We start from the raw sequence: 19,632 nt of genomic DNA, 5'->3' as shown, positions 1-19,632 counted from the left end.
TCGTAATATGTCTAAAATTTTTGATTTCGTAAAACCAGGCGTAATCACTGGTGATGACGTACAGAAAGTTTTCCAGGTAGCAAAAGAAAACAACTTTGCTCTGCCAGCTGTTAACTGCGTGGGTACCGACTCCATCAACGCCGTTCTGGAAACCGCTGCAAAAGTTAAAGCGCCGGTAATCGTACAGTTCTCCAACGGTGGTGCTTCTTTCATCGCGGGTAAAGGCGTGAAGTCTGACGTTCCTCAGGGCGCTGCAATCCTGGGTGCTATCTCTGGCGCGCATCACGTTCACCAGATGGCTGAACACTACGGTGTTCCGGTTATCCTGCACACTGACCACTGCGCGAAGAAACTGCTGCCGTGGATCGACGGTCTGCTGGACGCGGGTGAAAAACACTTCGCAGCAACCGGCAAACCGCTGTTCTCTTCTCACATGATCGACCTGTCTGAAGAGTCTCTGGAAGAGAACATCGAAATCTGTTCCAAATACCTGGCGCGCATGTCCAAAATGGGCATGACCCTGGAAATCGAACTGGGTTGCACCGGTGGCGAAGAAGACGGCGTGGACAACAGCCACATGGACGCTTCTGCACTGTACACCCAGCCGGAAGACGTTGATTACGCATACACCGAGCTGAGCAAAATCAGCCCGCGTTTCACCATCGCAGCTTCCTTCGGTAACGTACACGGCGTTTACAAGCCGGGTAACGTTGTTCTGACCCCGACCATCCTGCGCGACTCTCAGGACTATGTTTCTAAGAAACATAACCTGCCGCACAACAGCCTGAACTTCGTCTTCCACGGCGGTTCCGGTTCTACTGCTCAGGAAATCAAAGACTCCGTAAGCTACGGCGTAGTGAAAATGAACATCGACACCGATACCCAATGGGCTACCTGGGAAGGTGTTCTGAACTACTACAAAGCGAACGAAGCTTACCTGCAGGGCCAGCTGGGCAACCCGAAAGGCGAAGATCAGCCGAACAAGAAATACTACGATCCGCGCGTATGGCTGCGTGCTGGTCAGGCAACCATGATCACCCGTCTGGAACAGGCTTTCAAAGAACTGAACGCGGTTGACGTTCTGTAATTTACGCCGTTCTACGTGACATGAGGCCCGCAAATGCGGGCCTTTTTTATTGCCATTTCAATATGCTGCTGGCAGAGAATTCTGTGATCTGTTTGGCAAAATCCAGGTTTATTGTTTACCCTTGTCAGATTGCCAGTCCCGTTGGGACGGCTTTATTTTTCCCATTTGGGTAAGCAAAAAAGGAATATTGAATGGAAGATTTGAATGTTGTCGACAGCATAAATGGTGCGGGCACCTGGCTGGTCCGCAATCAGGAGCTGCTGTTAAGCTATGCCGTCAACATCGTTGCGGCCATCGCCATTGTCATTATCGGTATGATTGTGGCGCGAATCGTATCAAACACCGTTAACCGCCTGATGGTGGCACGTAAAATTGATGCAACCGTTGCTGACTTCCTCTCCGCACTGGTGCGCTACGGTATTATCGCGTTCACGCTGATTGCCGCTTTGGGTCGCGTTGGGGTACAAACCGCTTCTGTGATTGCCGTTCTCGGTGCCGCAGGTTTAGCCGTTGGTCTGGCGCTGCAAGGTTCGCTGTCCAACCTCGCCGCTGGCGTGCTGCTGGTGATGTTCCGTCCGTTCCGCGCAGGTGAGTATGTAGACCTCGGCGGCGTAGCGGGAACCGTACTCAACGTGCAGATTTTCTCCACGACTATGCGTACCGTAGACGGTAAGATTGTTGTGATCCCAAACGGTAAAATCATTGCCGGGAACATCATTAACTTCTCTCGTGAGCCGGTTCGTCGTAACGAATTTATCATCGGCGTGGCTTACGACTCCGATATCGATCAGGTGAAAAAAATCCTCACCGATATCATTCAGTCTGACGAGCGTATCCTTAAAGATCGTGAAATGACGGTGCGCCTGAATGAGCTGGGCGCTTCCTCGATTAATTTTGTGGTACGCGTCTGGAGCAACAGTAGCGATCTGCAAAGCGTCTACTGGGACGTACTGGAGCGTATTAAACGCGAGTTTGACGCCAACGGTATCAGCTTCCCGTACCCGCAGATGGATGTGAACTTCAAGCGTGTGAAAGAGAGCGCGGCAGAGTAATCGCGTGCCCGGTGGCGCTATCGCTTACCGGGCCCACAGGTTTTGTAGGCCGGATAAGGCGTCAGCCGTCATCCGGCATTTCCCCACCCTTGGTATTAATTCTTCTTATCCCTGATTAAAATTATCCATTTCCGCTAATGTTTTCCCCGCGCTATAGTCTGCTCCTAAGAGAAACAGTTCGGGATGATTAACGTGTTATCGTATTATTTTCAAGGGCTTGCACTTGGTGCGGCTATGATACTTCCGCTCGGTCCGCAAAACGCCTTCGTGATGAATCAGGGGATCCGTCGCCAGTATCACATCATGATTGCTTTACTCTGCGCTATCAGCGACTTAGTGCTGATTTGCGCGGGGATCTTTGGCGGTAGCGCCTTGCTGATGCAGTCACCATGGCTGATGGCGCTTGTCACCTGGGGTGGGGTGGCATTTTTACTCTGGTACGGTTTCGGGGCGTTAAAAACGGCGATGAGCAGTAACCTGGAACTGGCCAGCGCCGAGGTGATGAAGCAGGGACGCTGGAAAATTATCGCTACTATGCTGGCGGTGACATGGCTCAACCCCCATGTTTACCTGGATACCTTTGTGGTGTTGGGGAGTCTGGGAGGCCAACTGGACGTTGAGCCTAAGCGCTGGTTTGCGCTGGGTACCGTCAGCGCTTCGTTCCTGTGGTTCTTCGGCCTGGCATTGCTTGCGGCTTGGCTCGCTCCGCGTTTGCGCACTGCTAAAGCACAGCGGATCATCAATACCCTGGTAGGATTGGTGATGTGGTTTATCGCTTTTCAGTTGGCAAAAGAAGGTGTTGCGCACGTTCATGCGTTGTTCAACTAAGTGTTGTCTGATGGACAACGCAGCGAGATCGGCTAAGCTTGCCTGCATGTGCCCTGAGTTTCGGGGTAATTAATGAAACATGGAGGAACGACCGTGAAGTTCAAAATAATGGCCCTGGCGGCATTAGTCGGATTCAGCGCACTATCGGTACAGGCAAATGAGTTGCCAAATGGACCGCACATCGTGACTTCCGGAACGGCAAGCGTGGATGCGACACCAGACATCGCTACTCTGGCGATTGAAGTGAACGTAGCTGCAAAGGATGCGGCTTCAGCGAAGAAGCAGGCTGATGAGCGCGTGGCGCAATATCTGTCCTTCCTTGAACAGAACCAGATAGCGAAGAAAGATATTAGCGCGGCAAACCTGCGCACCCAGCCGGACTACGACTACCAGAATGGTAAAAGCGTCCTTAAAGGCTATCGTGCGGTACGTACCGTTGAGGTCACGCTGCGTCAGTTGGACAAACTCAATGCGCTGCTCGATGGTGCACTGAAGGCCGGTCTGAATGAGATCCGTTCGGTATCGCTTGGCGTTGCCCAGCCGGATACTTACAAAGATAAAGCGCGTAAAGCAGCAATTGATGATGCTATTCATCAGGCTGAGCAGTTAGCTGCGGGCTTTAACAGCAAACTGGGGCCCGTTTACAGCGTGCGTTACCACGTTTCCAATTATCAACCGAGCCCGATGGTACGGATGATGAAAGCAGATGCAGCGCCTGCGACATCCGCTCAGGAAACCTACGAACAGCCGGTTATTCAGTTTGACGATCAGGTTGATGTGGTCTTCCAGATTGAGCCGACGGCGGTGCAACCAGCAGCAACGCCAGCCAAAACCCAGTAATCATTGCAGACCCGGCTTTCCAGCCGGGTTTTTTCTGTGAGCAACTGTAAAAATGAGACCCTACATCCAGTCTTTTTTTTCGCCGTAATGAGGATAGGCCATAGCGATTTTTAAGGGGACGCTATGGATATTTTTATCTCGAAAAAGATGCGTAATTTCATTCTGCTGGCGCAAACCAATAACATCGCCAGAGCGGCAGAAAAAATACATATGACCGCATCGCCTTTCGGTAAAAGCATTGCCGCACTGGAAGATCAAATCGGCTATACGCTGTTTACCCGCAAAGATAACAACATCAGCCTGAATAAAGCCGGACAAGAGCTGTATCAGAAGCTGTTTCCCGTTTATCAGCGCCTTTCTGCCATTGATAACGAAATCCATAACGCCTCTCGCCGCTCGCGGGAAATCGTCATCGGTATCGACAATACCTACCCAACGATTATTTTTGACCAGTTGATTAGCCTTGGTGACAAGTATGACGGCGTGACGGCTCAGGCCGTTGAATTCAGCGAGAATGGGGTGATTGATAACCTGTTCGATCGCAAACTGGATTTTATTATCTCGCCGCAGCACGTTTCCCCTCGCGTCCAGGAACTGGAGAATCTGGCGATTAGCGAGCTGCCTCCGCTGCGTCTGGGGTTTCTCGTTTCCCGGCGCTACGAAGAAAAACAGCCGCAGGATCTGCTGCGCGAGCTGCCCTGGCTGCAAATGCGCTTCCAGAATCGCGCCAACTTTGAGGCGATGCTGGATGCATACATGCGGCCCTGCGGGATCAACCCGACGATTATCTACCGTCCGTACAGCTTTATGGCCAAGATCAGCGCGGTAGAGCGCGGACAGTTTTTGACGGTGATCCCTCATTTCGCCTGGCGGCTGGTGAACCCGTCGACGCTAAAGTATTTCGATGCGCCCGGCAGCCCCATGTATATGCAGGAGTTTCTCTATTCGCTGAAAAATCATCGCTATACCGCCACCATGCTCCAGCATATTGCTGAAGATCGTGACGGTAGCGCAAGTTAGCCGAGCATCGATCCAGTCTCGAGAAGGTTGCGATGCAGATCGAATGCATGGCTGAGATCGTGATGGATATGCCCGCCGGGCGCTTTCTCCAGATAGCGGTGCAGATAATCCCGATAAAGAGGGTGCGCACAGTTATCGATAATTGTGTGCGCCCGCTGCATCGGAGATAGCCCACGCAGATCGGCAATCCCTTGTTCGGTCACGATCACTTTAACGCTATGTTCGCTGTGGTCGACATGGCTGCACATCGGTACGATGGTGGAGATTTTCCCGCCTTTGGCAATCGACGGCGCCATAAAGATAGACAGGTAGGCGTTGCGCTCGAAATCCCCGCTGCCACCGATGCCATTCATCAGGTTCACCCCCGCAACGTGCGTGGAATTGGCATGGCCGTAGATATCAAACTCCAGACCGACGTTGAGCGCAATAACCCCCAGCCGACGGATGATTTCCGGGTTATTGGAGATCTCCTGCGGGCGTAGCACAATCCGGCTGGCGAAGAAGTCCATGTTGTCGTAAATCTTCTGTAGCGACGGGGCTGAAATGGTCAGGCTGGAGGCGCTGGCACCTGTTATCTTGCCCGTTTCCAGCAGATGCACCACCGACTCTTGCAACACCTCCGAATACATCATAAAGGGCGGGATATCCGGGTTCTCGCCCAGTCGCGCCATTACCGCGTTGTTGATATTGCCCACGCCGCTTTGTAAGGGCAGAAACTCAGCTGGAATACGTTTGTGGGCCATTTCTGCCAGCAAAAAAGTGACTACGTTATCGGCAATTTGCTGGCTGACCGGATTGGTTTTATCCGCCGCATTTCCGGCATCGGGCTGCTCGGTATCCACCACCGCAACCACCTTTTTGGGGTCTATCTGTACGCACTGACTGCCTACGCGATCCATGGTATGAAAAATGGGTACGCTGTTACGCCGCGGCGGTGCGCCGGGTATTACGATGTCGGCAAACTCCGCCACGCGCGGATTATGGTAATGATTCAGCTCGATTATCACCTTTTTCGCCCGTAGCAGCCAGGTGGGTGCATTGCCAATACCGCTGGAAAGCCAAATCCGGCCATCTGGCGCGATGGCGGAGGCTTCAATGACGGCAACATCGATTTCGCCAAAAAAACCGTAATTAACCATTTGCGCCACTTCACTCAAATGGAGATCGACAAACCTCACCTGGCCCTGATTAATTTTCTCGCGCAGGCCCGTTGACGTTTGATAAGGCGCACGCCAGGAAACGGCATCCGCCGCGGATAGAACATCATCAGCGGCGGCGCCAATTGATGCTCCGGTCAGCAGGCGGATCTGAAAAGGCTGCCCGTTCTGATGCCGTTCGCAGGCGCGTTGGGCAATTGCGCTGGGTAACGCTTTGGGTGAACCCGCAGGGGTAAAGCCGCTAAACGCCACCATATCATCGTGCTGGATAATTTCTGCCGCCTGTTCGGCGTTCATCCGTTTCATGGCCGTCTCCTTCCTCGGACGTGATTAATGGCCAACAAAATTTGGTTTACGTTTTTCCATAAACGCGTTCATCCCTTCCTGATAATCCTCGCTGTCGTACACCGCGCGGCGCATGCCCTGAATACGCTCGAACTCATCAGAATTCATGGTGTGCGCTTCACCCAGCACGCGCAGTTCTTCTTTGATGACGGCGATGGCCAGCGGCGCTTTTTCCGAGATGTGGTGCGCCATTTGCAGAGTGAAATCTTCCAGTTCCTCGACGGGCACGACATGGTTAAGGATCCCGACCGCCATGGCGCGTTGAGCGGTGATGGGCGAAGCGGTAAAAATCAGCTCTTTTACTATGTGAAAACCAGCGTCGCGGGTCAGGTTGTGGATGCCCACCAGGTTATATGGCACACCGAGGTTGACCGGGGTCATCGAGAAAGTGGAGGTATTGGCTGCAATGATCAGATCGGAGCTCATGATCATCTCAAACGCGCCGCCCCAGACGCTGCCTTCGACCATGGAGATCACCGGCTTCGGGTATTTTTGGATCATACGGGTTATCTGACGCAGCGGATCGTCATAAGAGAGCGGATCGCGACGTCCGGTCGGGAGTTCATGAATATCATGCCCGGCAGAAAACACTTTGGCCCCGCTTGGAGCGCGCAGAATGATGCAGCGAATGTCTGCACGATTGAGATCGCTCAGCGCCTGCATCAGATCGTCAATAAACACTTTACTCAGGGCATTGAGCTTGCGGGCGTAATTGAACTCAATAACCGCGACTTTCTGGATGATGACCACGTTGACGTATTGATAAGACATAATGTTCTCTTTATTGAAAGTAATGATGCTGAATAAATTCGCTGATGTGCCGCAGACCGGTGCGCGGCGAAAGATCATTGTTTTTGACGGCCTGAAGCGTCTGCTGGAAATAGCGGTCGAAATCAGTGCGGGCAAACAACAGATGCAGGGCTTCTTCTTCAGCCTGTTGGTGTAACCAGTCCACCGCCTGCTGCTGGCGAACTTTTTCCAGTCGGCCGCTGGCGGTCAGGCACGTTTTAAAGTCGCTAATCGCCTGCCAAACCTCCTCGATACCGCGTTTTTCCAGGGCGCTACAGGTCAGAACCCGCGGCTGCCACTCGTCATATTTGCGGCGCAGAATATGCAGGGCGGATTCGTACATATGGCGGGCAATGGCAACGCTGGTATGGTTATCACCGTCGTCCTTATTGATGACGACCAGATCCGCCATTTCCATCAGTCCTTTTTTGATGCCCTGTAAATCGTCGCCACCGCCAGCGATTTGCAGTGAGATAAAGCAATCCACCATGCCTGCGACTTCGGTTTCTGACTGTCCTACGCCGACGGTTTCCACAATCACCACGTCAAAGCCAGCCGCTTCGCACAGCAGCATTAATTCGCGGGCGCGCTGGCTGGCACCGCCTAAATGACCGCTGGAAGGGACCGGTCGAATAAACGCAGATTCGGCGCGGGCCAGCTCCGTCATGCGGGTTTTATCGCCAAGAATGCTGCCGCCGCTGACCGGGCTGCTGGGATCGACGGCGATCACCGCTACCCGTAATCCGTGGTGGATAAGCAGCATGCCGAATGCTTCCAGGAAAGTGCTTTTGCCCGCGCCCGGCGTACCGGTGATCCCCAAGCGCAGGGCGTTACCGGTGAACGGCATAATCGCGTCCAGCAATTGCGTACTTAGCGGCTGGTGGCGCGGGTGGTTGCTTTCGACCAGCGTCATCGCCTGGGCGAGCGTAGCCCGTTCGCCGAGTCGCAAACGGCGGACGGTATCTTCAAGCGTGGTGGCGTTAATCATGATGCTGACTGATACGGGTTAACACATCGCGGACGCTGTCAAGCATTGGTGTGCCGGGGCCATATATGGCTGCCACGCCATGCTCGTGCAGAAAGGCGTAATCCTGTGGCGGAATAACGCCTCCTGCTACCACGCAGATATCTTCACGCCCCCATTTTTTGAGTGCGGTAACCAGTTCCGGGATCAGCGTTTTATGGCCCGCCGCCAGTGACGATGCGCCTATTACATGCACATCGTTTTCTACCGCCAGACGGGCGATCTCTTCCGGAGTGGAGAACATCGGGCTGAGATCGACATCGAAACCGAGATCGGAATAGGCGCTGGCGATTACCTTCGCGCCGCGATCGTGGCCGTCCTGACCCATCTTGGCGATCAGAATACGCGGGCGGCGGCCATTTTCCGCGAGAAATCGTTCGGTTTGCGCAACGATAGCGTCAAACTCATCGGCGGATTTGTCTGACTGATGATAGCTTTGCGCAATCACTCCGGTGACGCAGTGGCTGGGAACCAGATACCGATCAAAAGCGACTTCCAGCGCGTCGGAGATTTCACCCAACGTGGCGCGAACGCGGGCGGCGTTGACGGCAGCAGCCAGCAGGTTTTCATTATGCTGCGCGGCGTGGGTCAGTGCCGTGAGCGCGGCTTTAACGGCATCGTTGTCGCGGGTGGTGCGGATATGCTGCAGCGAGGCAATCTGCTCGTTGCGCACCTTCACGTTGTCGATCTCCAGTACCGACGTCTCGTCTTCTTTATCCAGCTTGTACTTATTGACGCCGACGATAACGCGCTTACCCTGGTCGATCAGCGACTGTTCACGCGCGGAAGCTTCTTCGATCATCCGTTTAGGGAGCCCGGCTTCGATCGCTTTCGCCATGCCGCCTGCCTCGTCAATCTGTTTGATGATCGTGCGTGCCTGCTTCACGATTTGATCGGTGAGTGACTCGACGTAATACGATCCGGCCAGCGGATCAACGGTGCGGCAGATCTCTGATTCTTCTTGAATGATGATTTGCGTATTACGCGCAATACGGGCGGAGAAATCGGTGGGCAGACCGAGCGCTTCATCAAAGGCGTTGGTATGCAGCGACTGGGTACCGCCAAGCGTAGCGCCGAGTGCTTCAATTGTGGTTCGTACCACGTTGTTATATGGATCCTGCTCGGTCAGGCTCCAGCCAGACGTCTGGCAGTGGGTACGCAGAGCAAGAGATTTCGGGTTGGTCGCGCCAAAGCTGCTGACCGCTTCGCTCCACAAATAGCGCGCCGCGCGCAGCATGGCGACGTTCATAAACAGATCCATGCCGATGCCGAAGAAGAACGACAGGCGTGGGGCGAAGTCATCAATTTTCAGTCCGGCGGAGAGTGCAGCTTTGATGTATTCAATACCGTCTGCCAGCGTAAACGCTACCTGCTGCACGCAGTTCGCTCCGGCTTCACCCATGTGATAGCCGCTGATGCTGATGGTGTTAAAGCGCGGCATGTTGCCGGAGCACCAGGCGATGATGTCGGCGATAATGCGCATGGACGGTTTTGGTGGATAAATGTAGGTGTTGCGGCACAGGTACTCTTTCAGAATATCGTTCTGAATGGTCCCGGTGAGTTGTTCCGGCGTTACGCCTTGTTCTTCTGCAGCGACGATATAAAACGCCAGCACCGGCAGAACCGCGCCGTTCATGGTCATCGATACCGACATCTTATCCAGCGGGATCTGGTCGAACAGTATCTTCATATCTTCGACGGTATCGATCGCCACGCCTGCTTTACCGACGTCACCTGCCACGCGCGGGTTGTCAGAGTCATAGCCACGATGGGTGGCAAGGTCAAAGGCGACGGAAAGCCCTTTTTGCCCGGCGGCGAGGTTGCGGCGGTAAAAGGCGTTGGACTCTTTGGCGGTAGAGAAACCGGCGTACTGACGAATGGTCCACGGCTGCGCGGTATACATGGTGGCGCGCGGGCCACGCACGTAAGGCGGCAGGCCGGGAAGGGTGCCCGTGACTTCCAGATTATCGAGGTCTTCTTCGGTGTACAGCGGCTTGATGGCAATCCCTTCCGCCGTCTGTCTTTCCAGCGACTCGACGGTTTTTTCCCGGCGACTGAGTTCTTTATTGGCGAGTGTTTGCCACTCCTGCACGTTTGCCATTTTTTGCTCCGTATTACGCAATAAGTTGAATCTTTGCGAATACGGTGAGCTTTTTCATTTGGCTTGTCGCCAGCAAAAAATAGCCAACAGGGCGTCGTTTTTTGCCGCGTGGCGTGTTTGATTTTGTGATTTATTTCAAAGACGTGGCGGGAATAGCATGAAAAGAGGGTAAAAGGCTTGTCGGCCGGATAGGGCGTTACGCCACCATCCGGCACTCAGAGGTTATGAGCGGTTTAATCCTGACGCAGTACGTTGTGACCATAGGCCAGCAGCGCATCGGTGACGTTGCGCATCATGCGGCTTTCCGGTGCAAAACGGTGCCAGTACAGCATCCGGCGCTGGAACAGACCCGGTGTTAAGTCGATAAGCTCGCCGTTTTCCAGTTCTTTCTCAATCTGCAAGTGGGGGATCATGCAGCAGGTCGTTCCCTGACGCGCCAACTGAACAAAGGCTTCAGACGAGTTAACGATATGACACGGCACGCTGCCCGGCGGCAGGTCGAAGTTTTGTTGCAGGAACGCCTGGTGCATATCATCAAGATGGTCAAACGCTACCGCTGGGGCTTTCAGCAGGGCAGAGCGGGTGACGCCGTTAGGGAAATAACGCTCGGCGAAAGGTTTAGAACCGACAAACAGGTAGTCCAGCGCGCCGAGTTTATCCACCAGACAGCTTGGCAGCGCCTGATGTTGAATACTCACCGCACCGACCACTTCACCACGACGCAGACGTTCCTGAGTTCGGGTTTCATCCTCAACCTGCAGGTTCAGCCGAATCGGCGAATTTGCCAGTACCGGAGCCAGCGCCGGAAGCAACCAGGTCGCCAGACTGTCGGCGTTCACCGCCAGTGAGAGCAGCAGTGGCGTCGAGCCGGTTTGTTCATCACCCAGCCACTCGTCTTCCAGCAGTTCAACCTGACGCAAAAGCGCCAGTAGTTTCTGCCCCTGTTCGGTTGGGCGTGGTGGTACGGTACGCACCAGCAGCGGTTGTCCGAACATATTCTCAAGCTGTTTTATGCGCTGTGAAACCGCGGATTGCGTGATGCACAGCTTTTGCGCCGCGCGCTCAAATCCTCGTTCACGAATAACCGCATCCAGTGCTTGTAGTGTTCTGTAGTCCGGACGTTTCATTGCTTTGACGCACTCCTGAAAATTTTGCTTGTTCTGCACTATGACACAAATTTAGGTTGGGTAAAGACGAAATCCGCCGCTTGCGAGCGGGTGTGGGAACATTTTTCTGCACAATGTTCTATAATGCGCGTGAATTTTCCCACCATATTCACACCACAGGCGAAACGATCATGACGCAGGATGAACTGAAAAAAGCAGTAGGATGGGCGGCACTTCAGTATGTACAGCCCGGTACCATTGTGGGCGTAGGTACAGGTTCAACAGCCGCACACTTTATTGATGCGCTGGGCACAATGAAAGGTCAGATTGAAGGTGCGGTATCCAGTTCGGACGCTTCAACCGAAAAACTCAAAAGCCTCGGTATCCACGTGTTCGATCTTAACGAAGTGGACAGCCTCGGCGTATACGTTGACGGCGCGGATGAAATCAACGGCCACATGCAGATGATCAAGGGCGGCGGCGCAGCGTTGACCCGTGAAAAAATTATTGCTTCCGTGGCGAAGAAATTTATCTGCATTGCCGACGCGTCCAAAGAAGTCGATATTCTCGGTAACTTCCCGCTGCCGGTTGAAGTGATCCCAATGGCGCGCAGCGCTGTGGCTCGCCAGTTGGTGAAGCTGGGCGGTCGTCCTGAATACCGTCAGGGCGTAGTGACGGACAATGGTAACGTGATCCTTGATGTACACGGTCTGGAGATCCTCGATGCCATCGCGATGGAAAACGCCATCAATGCGATTCCGGGCGTGGTAACCGTCGGTCTGTTTGCCAACCGTGGTGCGGATGTTGCGCTGATCGGTACGCCAGACGGCGTGAAAACTATCGTAAAATGATCTGACGGGAGTGTCTTCTCCCGTTAAAAAAATTTTGGCAGGGCAAATTTGGTGACTTGTGTCACGTTTATAATATTGTCCTGCCGATCTCTCCAAAGAAAAAGTTATCGCCAGTATTTTCCTCTGACATTTCTCTCTGAATGACATTTCTTCAGCACGGCGACGCAAACGTTCATATTGCCGCAATATTATTTTTTGATATGTTGAAGAGACGGATGAAAATCCCACACACAACACATCAGTTTGAACAAAAAAAGACAGGGTCGGGGAAATGGCAAAGGTATCACTGGAGAAAGATAAGATTAAATTTCTGCTGGTTGAAGGCGTGCATCAAAAAGCGCTCGAAAGCCTTCGTGCAGCAGGTTATACCAACATCGAGTTTCATAAAGGCGCTCTGGACACTGAACAACTGAAAGAGTCCATCCGTGATGCCCACTTCATTGGCCTGCGATCCCGTACCCATCTGACTGAAGATGTGATTGACGCCGCAGAGAAACTGGTCGCGATTGGCTGCTTCTGTATCGGCACCAACCAGGTTGATCTCAGCGCTGCGGCAAAGCGCGGTATCCCCGTGTTTAACGCACCATTCTCTAACACACGTTCCGTTGCGGAACTGGTGATTGGCGAACTGCTGCTGCTGCTACGCGGCGTACCCGAAGCTAACGCCAAAGCACACCGCGGCGTGTGGAATAAACTGGCTACCGGCTCGTTTGAAGCGCGTGGCAAAAAACTGGGGATCATCGGTTATGGTCACATTGGTACTCAGCTAGGCATTCTGGCGGAATCGCTGGGGATGCACGTCTATTTCTATGATATTGAAAATAAACTCCCGCTCGGCAACGCCACGCAGGTGCAGCATCTTTCCGACCTGCTCAATATGAGCGACGTGGTCAGTTTGCACGTACCGGAAAATGCCTCCACCAAAAATCTGATGGGCGCGCGTGAGATTGCGTTGATGAAACCAGGCGCGCTGCTGATTAACGCCGCACGCGGCACAGTTGTTGATATTCCTGCGCTGTGCGACGCGTTAGCGACCAAGCACCTGGCAGGGGCAGCAATCGACGTATTCCCAACCGAGCCGGCAACCAACAGCGATCCTTTCACTTCGCCGCTGTGTGATTTCGATAACGTGATCCTGACGCCGCACATTGGTGGTTCAACGCTGGAAGCACAGGAAAACATCGGTCTGGAAGTGGCTGGGAAACTGACCAAGTATTCTGACAACGGCTCTACGCTGTCTGCTGTTAACTTCCCGGAAGTTTCGCTGCCGCTGCACGGCGGTCGTCGTCTGATGCACATTCACGAAAACCGTCCGGGCGTACTGACTGCGCTGAACCAGATTTTTGCCGAGCAGGGCGTCAACATTGCCGCGCAGTATCTGCAGACTTCCGCACAGGTAGGTTATGTGGTTATTGATATTGAAGCGGATGAAGATGTGGCAGAGAAAGCGCTGCTGGCGATGAAAGCCCTTCCGGGAACCATTCGCGCTCGTCTGCTGTACTGATTTCCTCTACATGGGCAGGCGGTTGACCTGCCCATCTTTCCTCTGATTTCCCGGCCTCAAAATCTCTTTCTGTAACGCATACATTCTGTTTTCGAGCCTTGCCGCAATCGGCAAAAAACGGCTACCACTCCCAGATTTTGGACGGCGTCACCACCGCAGGCAGCGGGATATCCCATTCTTCGACAGGCAGCTTTTCCACTCGCTGACAATCGTGCGCGTAGCCTACGGGCTGGATCTTATGCTGCTGCCAGTTTTGAAGCGTCCGATCGTAAAATCCGCCGCCCATACCCAGGCGTTGCCCGACCTCATCAAACGCCACTAACGGCGTAATCAGTACATCCAGCTGTGAGAGCGGCAATACGTCACGTACATCAAGTCGTGGTTCCTGGATCTTTAAGCGATTGGTTACCAGGTCGCTGTGCGGATGATAATGCAGGAACAGCAGGTTGCCAGGGCTGAAGGGATGAAGAACCGGAAGATAGACGCGCTTGCCCGCTCGCCACAGCTGATCTATTAGCGGCTGGGTATCGAGTTCGCCATCGAACGAGAGGAATACCGCCACGGTATGAGCGAGTACAACAGGGGGATAACTGAGCATTCGGGTCGCGGCTTGCTGACCGTATTGTCGTTGCTGTTCGGAAGTAAGCGCGCGACGACGCTGCCGAATTAGTTGACGGATTTCTTGCCGGGATAAAGGGAGTTCAGAATGTAATGTCATGGCTGTTGCCAGGTAGAAGGGAATCTCCGAGATGCCGCCGCAGGCTGTAACCCTTGAACCCTTGGTTCAAGGTGAATGCGTCGTCACAGTTTTAAGGCTTCTCGGACGGGCCGAGCATGCTCACCAACCGTGGAGCGCCACATTCTTGTGGTATGAAATATCGGCTCAGGGGACTGGCCCGCTTGCAAACATCTCAGAGAAATTTTGTCTTCACGGTCACTCTACCACAGTAAACCGAAAAGTGTTATTCAAAGTTTTGGCCCGTTTTTTCGGTTATGCGACCCTGATCAAGCAACGCCTGTTCGATGGTCTGTTGTAGCATCCGAATACGTTGTTCCATGCTCGCCGCGTACTCACGCGTCTTCGCTTTTTCCTGAGTTAATTCATAGCTGATGTTCAACGCGGCGATGAAAACCAACTGCTCAGTATTTGTGACTCTAGTGCGAACTTTCAGATCTTGCAATCGCTGATTGAGATCGTCCGCAGCCTGATTCAACGCATCCCTTTGTTCAGGCGGGCAATTCACTCGCAGTGAACGGCCAAATATTTGGATATCGACGGGTTGTGCAGACATGCCACCTTCCTGCTGATTGACTGCGCTGCCTTCGTCTCCAGACCGTGGGTCCGCGAAGGGGCGACACTATAGCTACCCTGGTATCAAGATACAAGCCCTTTTCTGGTCCACCAGGGTCCAAAGTGGTAGCATACCATGAATATTCCTCCCTTTGATGACGAATGCTTATGTCTATACAGAACGAAATGCCTGGTTACAACGAAGTTAGCCAGTTTTTGAACCAACAAGGGGCTGGATTAACCCCGGCCGAAATGCACGGCTTGATAAGCGGAATGATTTGCGGCGGAAACAACGACAGCTCATGGCAGCCGCTGCTGCACGACCTGACGAACGAAGGTCTGGCCTTTGGTCATGAGCTGGCTCAGGCGCTGCTGAAAATGCACTCAGCCACCAGTGATGCCCTCGAAGACGACGGCTTCCTTTTTCAGCTTTATCTGCCTGAAGGGGATGACGTCAGCGTGTTCGATCGCGCCGATGCGCTGGCGGGATGGGTAAACCACTTTTTACTGGGCCTTGGCGTCACGCAGCCGAAGCTCGACAAAGTGACCGGCGAAACCGGGGAAGCGATTGACGACCTGCGCAATATCGCTCAGTTGGGATATGACGAAGACGAAGATCAGGAAGAGCTGGAAATGTCGCTCGAAGAGATCATCGAATACGTGCGCGTAGCCGCCTTGCTGTGCCATGACACGTTTACGCGTCAGCAGCCGACCGCGCCGGAAGTCCGTAAACCGACTCTGCACTAAGAACGAAACGCAAAGGAGAGTGTGATGAGCGAGATATCTCAGCAAGAATTCCAGCGTCGTCGCCAGGCTTTACTGGCTCAAATGCAGCCCGGCAGCGCCGCGCTGATTTTTGCCGCACCGGAAACGACGCGTAGTGCGGACAGTGAATACCCATACCGCCAAAGCAGTGATTTCTGGTACTTCACCGGTTTTAACGAACCTGAAGCCGTGCTGGTGCTGATTAAAAGTGATGACACTCATAACCACAGCGTTTTGTTCAATCGGGTTCGCGATCTGACAGCGGAAATCTGGTTTGGCCGCCGTCTGGGCCAGGATGCAGCCCCGGCAAAACTTGGCGTTGACCGGGCGCTGGCCTTCAGTGAAATCAACCAACAGCTGTATTTGCTGCTCAATGGTCTGGATGCGGTATACCACGCCCAGGGCGAGTATGCCTGGGCCGACGAGATTGTGTGCACGGCGCTGGATAAACTGCGCAAAGGCTCCAGACAAAATCTGCACGCGCCTGCCGCGATTATCGACTGGCGTCCGATGGTGCATGAAATGCGCCTGTTCAAATCACCGGAAGAAATTGCGGTCATGCGTCGTGCCGGAGAAATCACCGCACTGGCGCATACCCGCGCGATGGAAAAATGCCGTCCGGGAATGTTTGAATACCAGTTAGAAGGGGAGATTCACCATGAATTTACCCGTCATGGCGCGCGTTATCCGTCCTATAACACGATTGTCGGCAGCGGTGAAAACGGCTGTATCCTGCATTACACCGAAAATGAAAGTGAAATGCGCGATGGCGATCTGGTGCTAATCGACGCTGGATGCGAATACAAAGGCTATGCGGGTGACATTACGCGTACCTTCCCGGTAAACGGTAAATTTACCCCAGCACAGCGTGAAATCTACGATATCGTACTGGAATCCTTAGAGACCAGCCTGCGTCTGTATCGTCCCGGAACGTCCATTCAGGAAGTCACTGGCGAAGTGGTGCGCATCATGATTACGGGTCTGGTGAAGCTTGGCATTCTGCACGGTGATGTCGATCAGTTGATTACCGAAAATGCGCACCGCCCATTCTTTATGCATGGCCTAAGTCACTGGCTGGGTCTGGATGTGCACGACGTCGGCGTTTATGGTCAGGACCGCTCACGTATTCTTGAGCCGGGAATGGTACTCACCGTCGAACCGGGACTATATATCGCGCCGGATGCAGATGTACCGCCGGCTTATCGTGGTATCGGCATTCGTATTGAGGATGACATCCTCATCACCGAGGACGGCAATGAAAACCTGACCGCCAGCGTAGTGAAGAAAGCTGATGACATTGAAGCCTTAATGGCTGCGGCGCGTCTGCAATGAGCGTGATTATCGTTGGTGGTGGTATGGTCGGTGCGACGCTGGCGCTGGCCATTTCCCAGCTCAGTCATGGGACGCTGCCAGTTCATCTGATAGAAGCGAGCGAACCTGAAACTGACCGTCATCCTGGGTTTGACGCCCGGGCGATCGCGCTGGCGGCAGGAACCTGCCAACAGCTGGCGCGAATTGGTGTATGGCAGGCGATTGCCGATTGCGCAACGGCCATTAAAACGGTTCACGTCAGCGATCGCGGCCATGCCGGATTTGTGACGCTGGATGCGCAGGAATACCGTATTCCGGCTCTGGGTCAGGTGGTAGAACTGCACGACGTCGGGCTGCGTCTGTTTGCGCTGCTGCGCAAAGCACCGGGCGTCACATTGCACTGCCCCGACCGCGTAGCCAGCGTGTCGCGCACGCAGGAGCGCGTTGAAGTGACGCTGGAGAATGGCGAGATGATTACCGGTCGCCTGCTGGTGGCTGCTGACGGCACGCGTTCCGCACTGGCGACTGCCTGCGGTGTTGACTGGCTGCAACAGCCTTATGAGCAATTGGCGGTGATTGCCAACGTCACGACCTCTGTACCGCACGACGGGCGAGCGTTTGAACGCTTCACGCAATATGGTCCGCTGGCAATGCTGCCAATGTCTGACGGTCGCTGCTCGCTGGTGTGGTGCCATCCGCTGGAGCAGCGTGATGAGATCATGGCCTTGTCCGACGAACAGTTTTGCCGTGAACTGCAAACCGCTTTTGGCTGGCGACTGGGACGTATTACCCAGTCTGGTAAACGCAGCGCTTATCCGCTTTCGTTAACTACGGCGCTGAAAGCGATTACCCATCGTACCGTGCTGGTAGGGAACGCCGCCCAGACGCTGCATCCCATTGCCGGGCAAGGTTTCAACCTTGGCCTGCGCGATGTAATGAGCCTTGCTGAGACGTTGACGCAGGCGCAGAACGGCGCGGAAGATGTGGGTGATTATGCGGTGCTGGCACGCTATCAGCAGCGCCGCGAGCGCGATCGCGAGACGACGATTGGTGTGACCAACAATTTAGTGTATTTGTTTGCCAATCACTGGGCCCCGCTGGTTGTTGGGCGCAATGTCGGGTTGATGGCGATGGAATTATTCACCCCTGCGCGCGATGCGCTGGCGGAGCGGACCCTGGGTTGGGTTGCACGATAAATATGACCTGTAGGCCGGATAAGGCAACGCCGACATCCGGCAAGGGTCCCCGCAAAAATGCCTGATGGCACTGCGCTTATCAGGCCTACGGATTACAGGTTTCGAGGTATAAACAGTGCAAAGTGTTGATGTAGCAATTGTTGGTGGCGGCATGGTGGGACTGGCGGTTGCCTGCGGCCTGCAGGGCAGTGGGTTGCGCGTTGCTGTATTAGAACAACATGTTCCGCAGCCGTTGGCGGCGGATGCACCTCCTCAGCTTCGCGTTTCGGCCATTAATGCAGCCAGCGAAAAACTGCTTACCCGTCTTGGCGTCTGGTCCGACATTGTTGCCCGTCGCGCTTGCTGCTACCACGGCATGGAAGTCTGGGACAAAGACAGCTTTGGACGCATTGAATTTGATGACCAGAGCATGGGTTACAGCCATTTGGGCCACATCGTTGAAAACTCAGAAATCCATTATGCGTTGTGGCAAAAGGCACAGCGTTCAGCGGATATTACGCTGATGGCGCCAGCTGAAATACAGCAGGTGGCCTGGGGCGAGAACGAGGCATTTCTGAGCCTCAAAGATGGCGCAATGCTGACGGCGCGTCTGGTCGTCGGTGCCGATGGTGCTAATTCCTGGCTGCGCAATAAAGCGGACATTCCGCTCACCTTCTGGGACTACCGTCATCATGCGCTGGTGGCGACTATCCGCACGCAGGAAGCTCACGGTGCGGTTGCGCGTCAGGCGTTTCATGGTGAGGGGATCCTGGCATTCCTGCCACTCAGCGATCCACACCTGTGTTCTATTGTCTGGTCGCTCTCGCCGCAGGAAGCAGAACGTATGCAGCAGGCAAGCGTTGACGAGTTTAATCAGGCGCTGAATATCGCCTTTGATAATCGTCTGGGGCTGTGCAGCCTTGAAAGCGAACGTCAGGCGTTTCCGCTGACGGGACGTTATGCTCGCCAGTTCGCGGCCCATCGTCTGGCGCTGGTTGGGGATGCGGCGCATACCATCCACCCGCTGGCGGGTCAAGGGGTTAACCTTGGCTTTATGGATGCGGCGGAGCTGATCGATGAACTTAAGCGGCTACAGCGTCAGGGCAAAGATATTGGGCAGTATCTCTATTTACGCCGCTACGAGCGCAGTCGTAAGCACAGCGCAGCGCTGATGCTGGCGGGGATGCAGGGTTTCCGTGAACTGTTTGCAGGCGAGAATCCGGCGAAAAAACTGCTACGCGATATTGGGCTGAAACTGGCCGATACCCTCCCGGGCGTAAAGCCACAACTCATCCGTCAGGCGATGGGACTGAACGATCTTCCCGAGTGGTTACGTTAGTGTCCGTAAGGACAATCTTAAGAGTTTGAGACCCGTCACACTTTCCT

Annotated in this window: 18 protein-coding genes and 1 other RNA gene; 11 read left to right on the top strand and 8 right to left on the bottom strand. The window is 54.1% G+C overall.

The window, feature by feature from the left end:
- Window positions 1-7 precede the first annotated feature (7 nt).
- The 5 genes from fbaA (at window position 8) to ACHHZ7_RS05860 (ending at window position 4,827) form a co-directional block, all read left to right on the top strand.
- On the top strand, window positions 8-1,087 hold the full coding sequence (gene fbaA / locus ACHHZ7_RS05880; protein ID WP_003027029.1) for a class II fructose-bisphosphate aldolase: 1,080 nt from the start codon (window positions 8-10) through the stop codon (window positions 1,085-1,087).
- Window positions 1,088-1,278: 191 nt separating this feature from the next.
- Window positions 1,279-2,139 carry a small-conductance mechanosensitive channel MscS gene (locus tag ACHHZ7_RS05875; RefSeq protein WP_003825461.1) on the top strand — a complete coding sequence of 287 codons (861 nt, stop codon included), beginning with the start codon at window positions 1,279-1,281 and terminating at the stop codon, window positions 2,137-2,139.
- A 192-nt stretch (window positions 2,140-2,331) separates the two neighbouring features.
- Complete coding sequence (argO, locus tag ACHHZ7_RS05870) at window positions 2,332-2,967, top strand: arginine exporter ArgO (RefSeq protein WP_003027005.1); 636 nt, start codon at window positions 2,332-2,334, stop codon at window positions 2,965-2,967.
- 93 nt (window positions 2,968-3,060) lie between these two features.
- A complete protein-coding gene (locus tag ACHHZ7_RS05865) occupies window positions 3,061-3,807 on the top strand; it encodes an oxidative stress defense protein (RefSeq protein ID WP_060683266.1) in 747 nt (248 codons plus the stop codon).
- Between the two features lie 123 nt (window positions 3,808-3,930).
- On the top strand, window positions 3,931-4,827 hold the full coding sequence (locus ACHHZ7_RS05860; RefSeq protein ID WP_003026999.1) for a LysR family transcriptional regulator: 897 nt from the start codon (window positions 3,931-3,933) through the stop codon (window positions 4,825-4,827).
- On the opposite strand, the gene ACHHZ7_RS05855 is transcribed toward ACHHZ7_RS05860, so the two are convergent.
- From ACHHZ7_RS05855 to argP, 5 genes are all read right to left on the bottom strand, one after another.
- Complete coding sequence (locus ACHHZ7_RS05855) at window positions 4,824-6,290, bottom strand: acetyl-CoA hydrolase/transferase family protein (RefSeq protein ID WP_060683267.1); 1,467 nt, start codon at window positions 6,288-6,290, stop codon at window positions 4,824-4,826. The two genes, ACHHZ7_RS05860 and ACHHZ7_RS05855, sit on opposite strands and share 4 nt — an antisense overlap.
- 24 nt (window positions 6,291-6,314) lie before the next feature.
- The gene (gene scpB, locus ACHHZ7_RS05850; protein ID WP_060683268.1) at window positions 6,315-7,100 is read right to left on the bottom strand and encodes a methylmalonyl-CoA decarboxylase; all 786 of its coding nucleotides are present in this window, start codon (window positions 7,098-7,100) and stop codon (window positions 6,315-6,317) included.
- A gap of 10 nt (window positions 7,101-7,110) precedes the next feature.
- Window positions 7,111-8,106 (bottom strand): methylmalonyl Co-A mutase-associated GTPase MeaB, encoded by a 996-nt coding sequence (meaB, locus tag ACHHZ7_RS05845; protein WP_060683269.1) that lies wholly within the window; start codon window positions 8,104-8,106, stop codon window positions 7,111-7,113.
- The gene (gene scpA / locus ACHHZ7_RS05840) at window positions 8,099-10,243 is read right to left on the bottom strand and encodes a methylmalonyl-CoA mutase (RefSeq protein WP_060683270.1); all 2,145 of its coding nucleotides are present in this window, start codon (window positions 10,241-10,243) and stop codon (window positions 8,099-8,101) included. The genes meaB and scpA overlap by 8 nt, the downstream gene beginning before the upstream one ends.
- A 233-nt stretch (window positions 10,244-10,476) precedes the next feature.
- Window positions 10,477-11,370, bottom strand: a complete 894-nt coding sequence (argP, locus tag ACHHZ7_RS05835) for a DNA-binding transcriptional regulator ArgP (protein ID WP_060683271.1) — start codon at window positions 11,368-11,370, stop codon at window positions 10,477-10,479.
- Between the two features lie 170 nt (window positions 11,371-11,540).
- On the opposite strand from argP, the gene rpiA reads away from it, so the two are divergent.
- Together rpiA and serA are read left to right on the top strand one after the other, a co-directional pair.
- A complete protein-coding gene (gene rpiA / locus ACHHZ7_RS05830) occupies window positions 11,541-12,200 on the top strand; it encodes a ribose-5-phosphate isomerase RpiA (protein ID WP_003825479.1) in 660 nt (219 codons plus the stop codon).
- Between the two features lie 271 nt (window positions 12,201-12,471).
- Complete coding sequence (gene serA / locus ACHHZ7_RS05825; RefSeq protein ID WP_003825480.1) at window positions 12,472-13,704, top strand: phosphoglycerate dehydrogenase; 1,233 nt, start codon at window positions 12,472-12,474, stop codon at window positions 13,702-13,704.
- A 121-nt stretch (window positions 13,705-13,825) separates the two neighbouring features.
- On the opposite strand, the gene ACHHZ7_RS05820 is transcribed toward serA, so the two are convergent.
- From ACHHZ7_RS05820 to zapA, 3 genes are all read right to left on the bottom strand, one after another.
- Window positions 13,826-14,422: a 5-formyltetrahydrofolate cyclo-ligase gene (locus ACHHZ7_RS05820; protein WP_048236724.1), complete on the bottom strand. Its 597-nt coding sequence runs from the start codon at window positions 14,420-14,422 to the stop codon at window positions 13,826-13,828.
- Between the two features lie 19 nt (window positions 14,423-14,441).
- Window positions 14,442-14,625, bottom strand: a non-coding RNA gene (gene ssrS, locus ACHHZ7_RS05815) — 6S RNA.
- Between the two features lie 41 nt (window positions 14,626-14,666).
- Window positions 14,667-14,996, bottom strand: coding sequence for a cell division protein ZapA (gene zapA, locus ACHHZ7_RS05810; RefSeq protein WP_003026980.1), 330 nt, complete (start codon window positions 14,994-14,996; stop codon window positions 14,667-14,669).
- A gap of 167 nt (window positions 14,997-15,163) precedes the next feature.
- Here zapA and ACHHZ7_RS05805 point away from each other — a divergent pair, with 167 nt between their 5' ends.
- The 4 genes from ACHHZ7_RS05805 to ubiI all read left to right on the top strand — a co-directional run bounded on the left by ACHHZ7_RS05805 (window position 15,164) and on the right by ubiI (window position 19,585).
- On the top strand, window positions 15,164-15,742 hold the full coding sequence (locus ACHHZ7_RS05805) for a YecA family protein (RefSeq protein WP_003026978.1): 579 nt from the start codon (window positions 15,164-15,166) through the stop codon (window positions 15,740-15,742).
- A gap of 24 nt (window positions 15,743-15,766) precedes the next feature.
- Window positions 15,767-17,092 carry a Xaa-Pro aminopeptidase gene (gene pepP / locus ACHHZ7_RS05800; RefSeq protein ID WP_060683272.1) on the top strand — a complete coding sequence of 442 codons (1,326 nt, stop codon included), beginning with the start codon at window positions 15,767-15,769 and terminating at the stop codon, window positions 17,090-17,092.
- Window positions 17,089-18,267, top strand: coding sequence for a 2-octaprenyl-6-methoxyphenyl hydroxylase (gene ubiH / locus ACHHZ7_RS05795; RefSeq protein WP_060683273.1), 1,179 nt, complete (start codon window positions 17,089-17,091; stop codon window positions 18,265-18,267). The genes pepP and ubiH overlap by 4 nt, the downstream gene beginning before the upstream one ends.
- Window positions 18,268-18,382: 115 nt before the next feature.
- Window positions 18,383-19,585, top strand: coding sequence for an FAD-dependent 2-octaprenylphenol hydroxylase (gene ubiI, locus ACHHZ7_RS05790; RefSeq protein ID WP_008785748.1), 1,203 nt, complete (start codon window positions 18,383-18,385; stop codon window positions 19,583-19,585).
- Window positions 19,586-19,632: the final 47 nt, after the last annotated feature.

The organism is Citrobacter freundii complex sp. 2024EL-00216 (assembly GCF_043945515.1).
Classification (GTDB): Bacteria; Pseudomonadota; Gammaproteobacteria; order Enterobacterales; family Enterobacteriaceae; genus Citrobacter; species Citrobacter portucalensis.
Note: the sequence above shows the minus strand (reverse complement) of the source record. Positions and strands in the feature narration are given on the sequence as shown.

Bases quoted from the DNA above. Each gene is read 5' to 3' on its own strand.
- serA (WP_003825480.1), top strand. From the start codon at position 12,472: ATGGCAAAGGTATCACTGGAGAAAGATAAGATTAAATTTCTGCTGGTT.
- meaB (WP_060683269.1), bottom strand. From the start codon at position 8,106: ATGATTAACGCCACCACGCTTGAAGATACCGTCCGCCGTTTGCGACTC.
- ACHHZ7_RS05855 (WP_060683267.1), bottom strand. From the start codon at position 6,290: ATGAAACGGATGAACGCCGAACAGGCGGCAGAAATTATCCAGCACGAT.
- pepP (WP_060683272.1), top strand. From the start codon at position 15,767: ATGAGCGAGATATCTCAGCAAGAATTCCAGCGTCGTCGCCAGGCTTTA.
- ACHHZ7_RS05820 (WP_048236724.1), bottom strand. From the start codon at position 14,422: ATGACATTACATTCTGAACTCCCTTTATCCCGGCAAGAAATCCGTCAA.
- ubiH (WP_060683273.1), top strand. From the start codon at position 17,089: ATGAGCGTGATTATCGTTGGTGGTGGTATGGTCGGTGCGACGCTGGCG.
- ACHHZ7_RS05860 (WP_003026999.1), top strand. From the start codon at position 3,931: ATGGATATTTTTATCTCGAAAAAGATGCGTAATTTCATTCTGCTGGCG.
- argP (WP_060683271.1), bottom strand. From the start codon at position 11,370: ATGAAACGTCCGGACTACAGAACACTACAAGCACTGGATGCGGTTATT.
- scpB (WP_060683268.1), bottom strand. From the start codon at position 7,100: ATGTCTTATCAATACGTCAACGTGGTCATCATCCAGAAAGTCGCGGTT.
- fbaA (WP_003027029.1), top strand. From the start codon at position 8: ATGTCTAAAATTTTTGATTTCGTAAAACCAGGCGTAATCACTGGTGAT.
- ACHHZ7_RS05805 (WP_003026978.1), top strand. From the start codon at position 15,164: ATGTCTATACAGAACGAAATGCCTGGTTACAACGAAGTTAGCCAGTTT.
- ACHHZ7_RS05875 (WP_003825461.1), top strand. From the start codon at position 1,279: ATGGAAGATTTGAATGTTGTCGACAGCATAAATGGTGCGGGCACCTGG.
- zapA (WP_003026980.1), bottom strand. From the start codon at position 14,996: ATGTCTGCACAACCCGTCGATATCCAAATATTTGGCCGTTCACTGCGA.
- scpA (WP_060683270.1), bottom strand. From the start codon at position 10,243: ATGGCAAACGTGCAGGAGTGGCAAACACTCGCCAATAAAGAACTCAGT.
- rpiA (WP_003825479.1), top strand. From the start codon at position 11,541: ATGACGCAGGATGAACTGAAAAAAGCAGTAGGATGGGCGGCACTTCAG.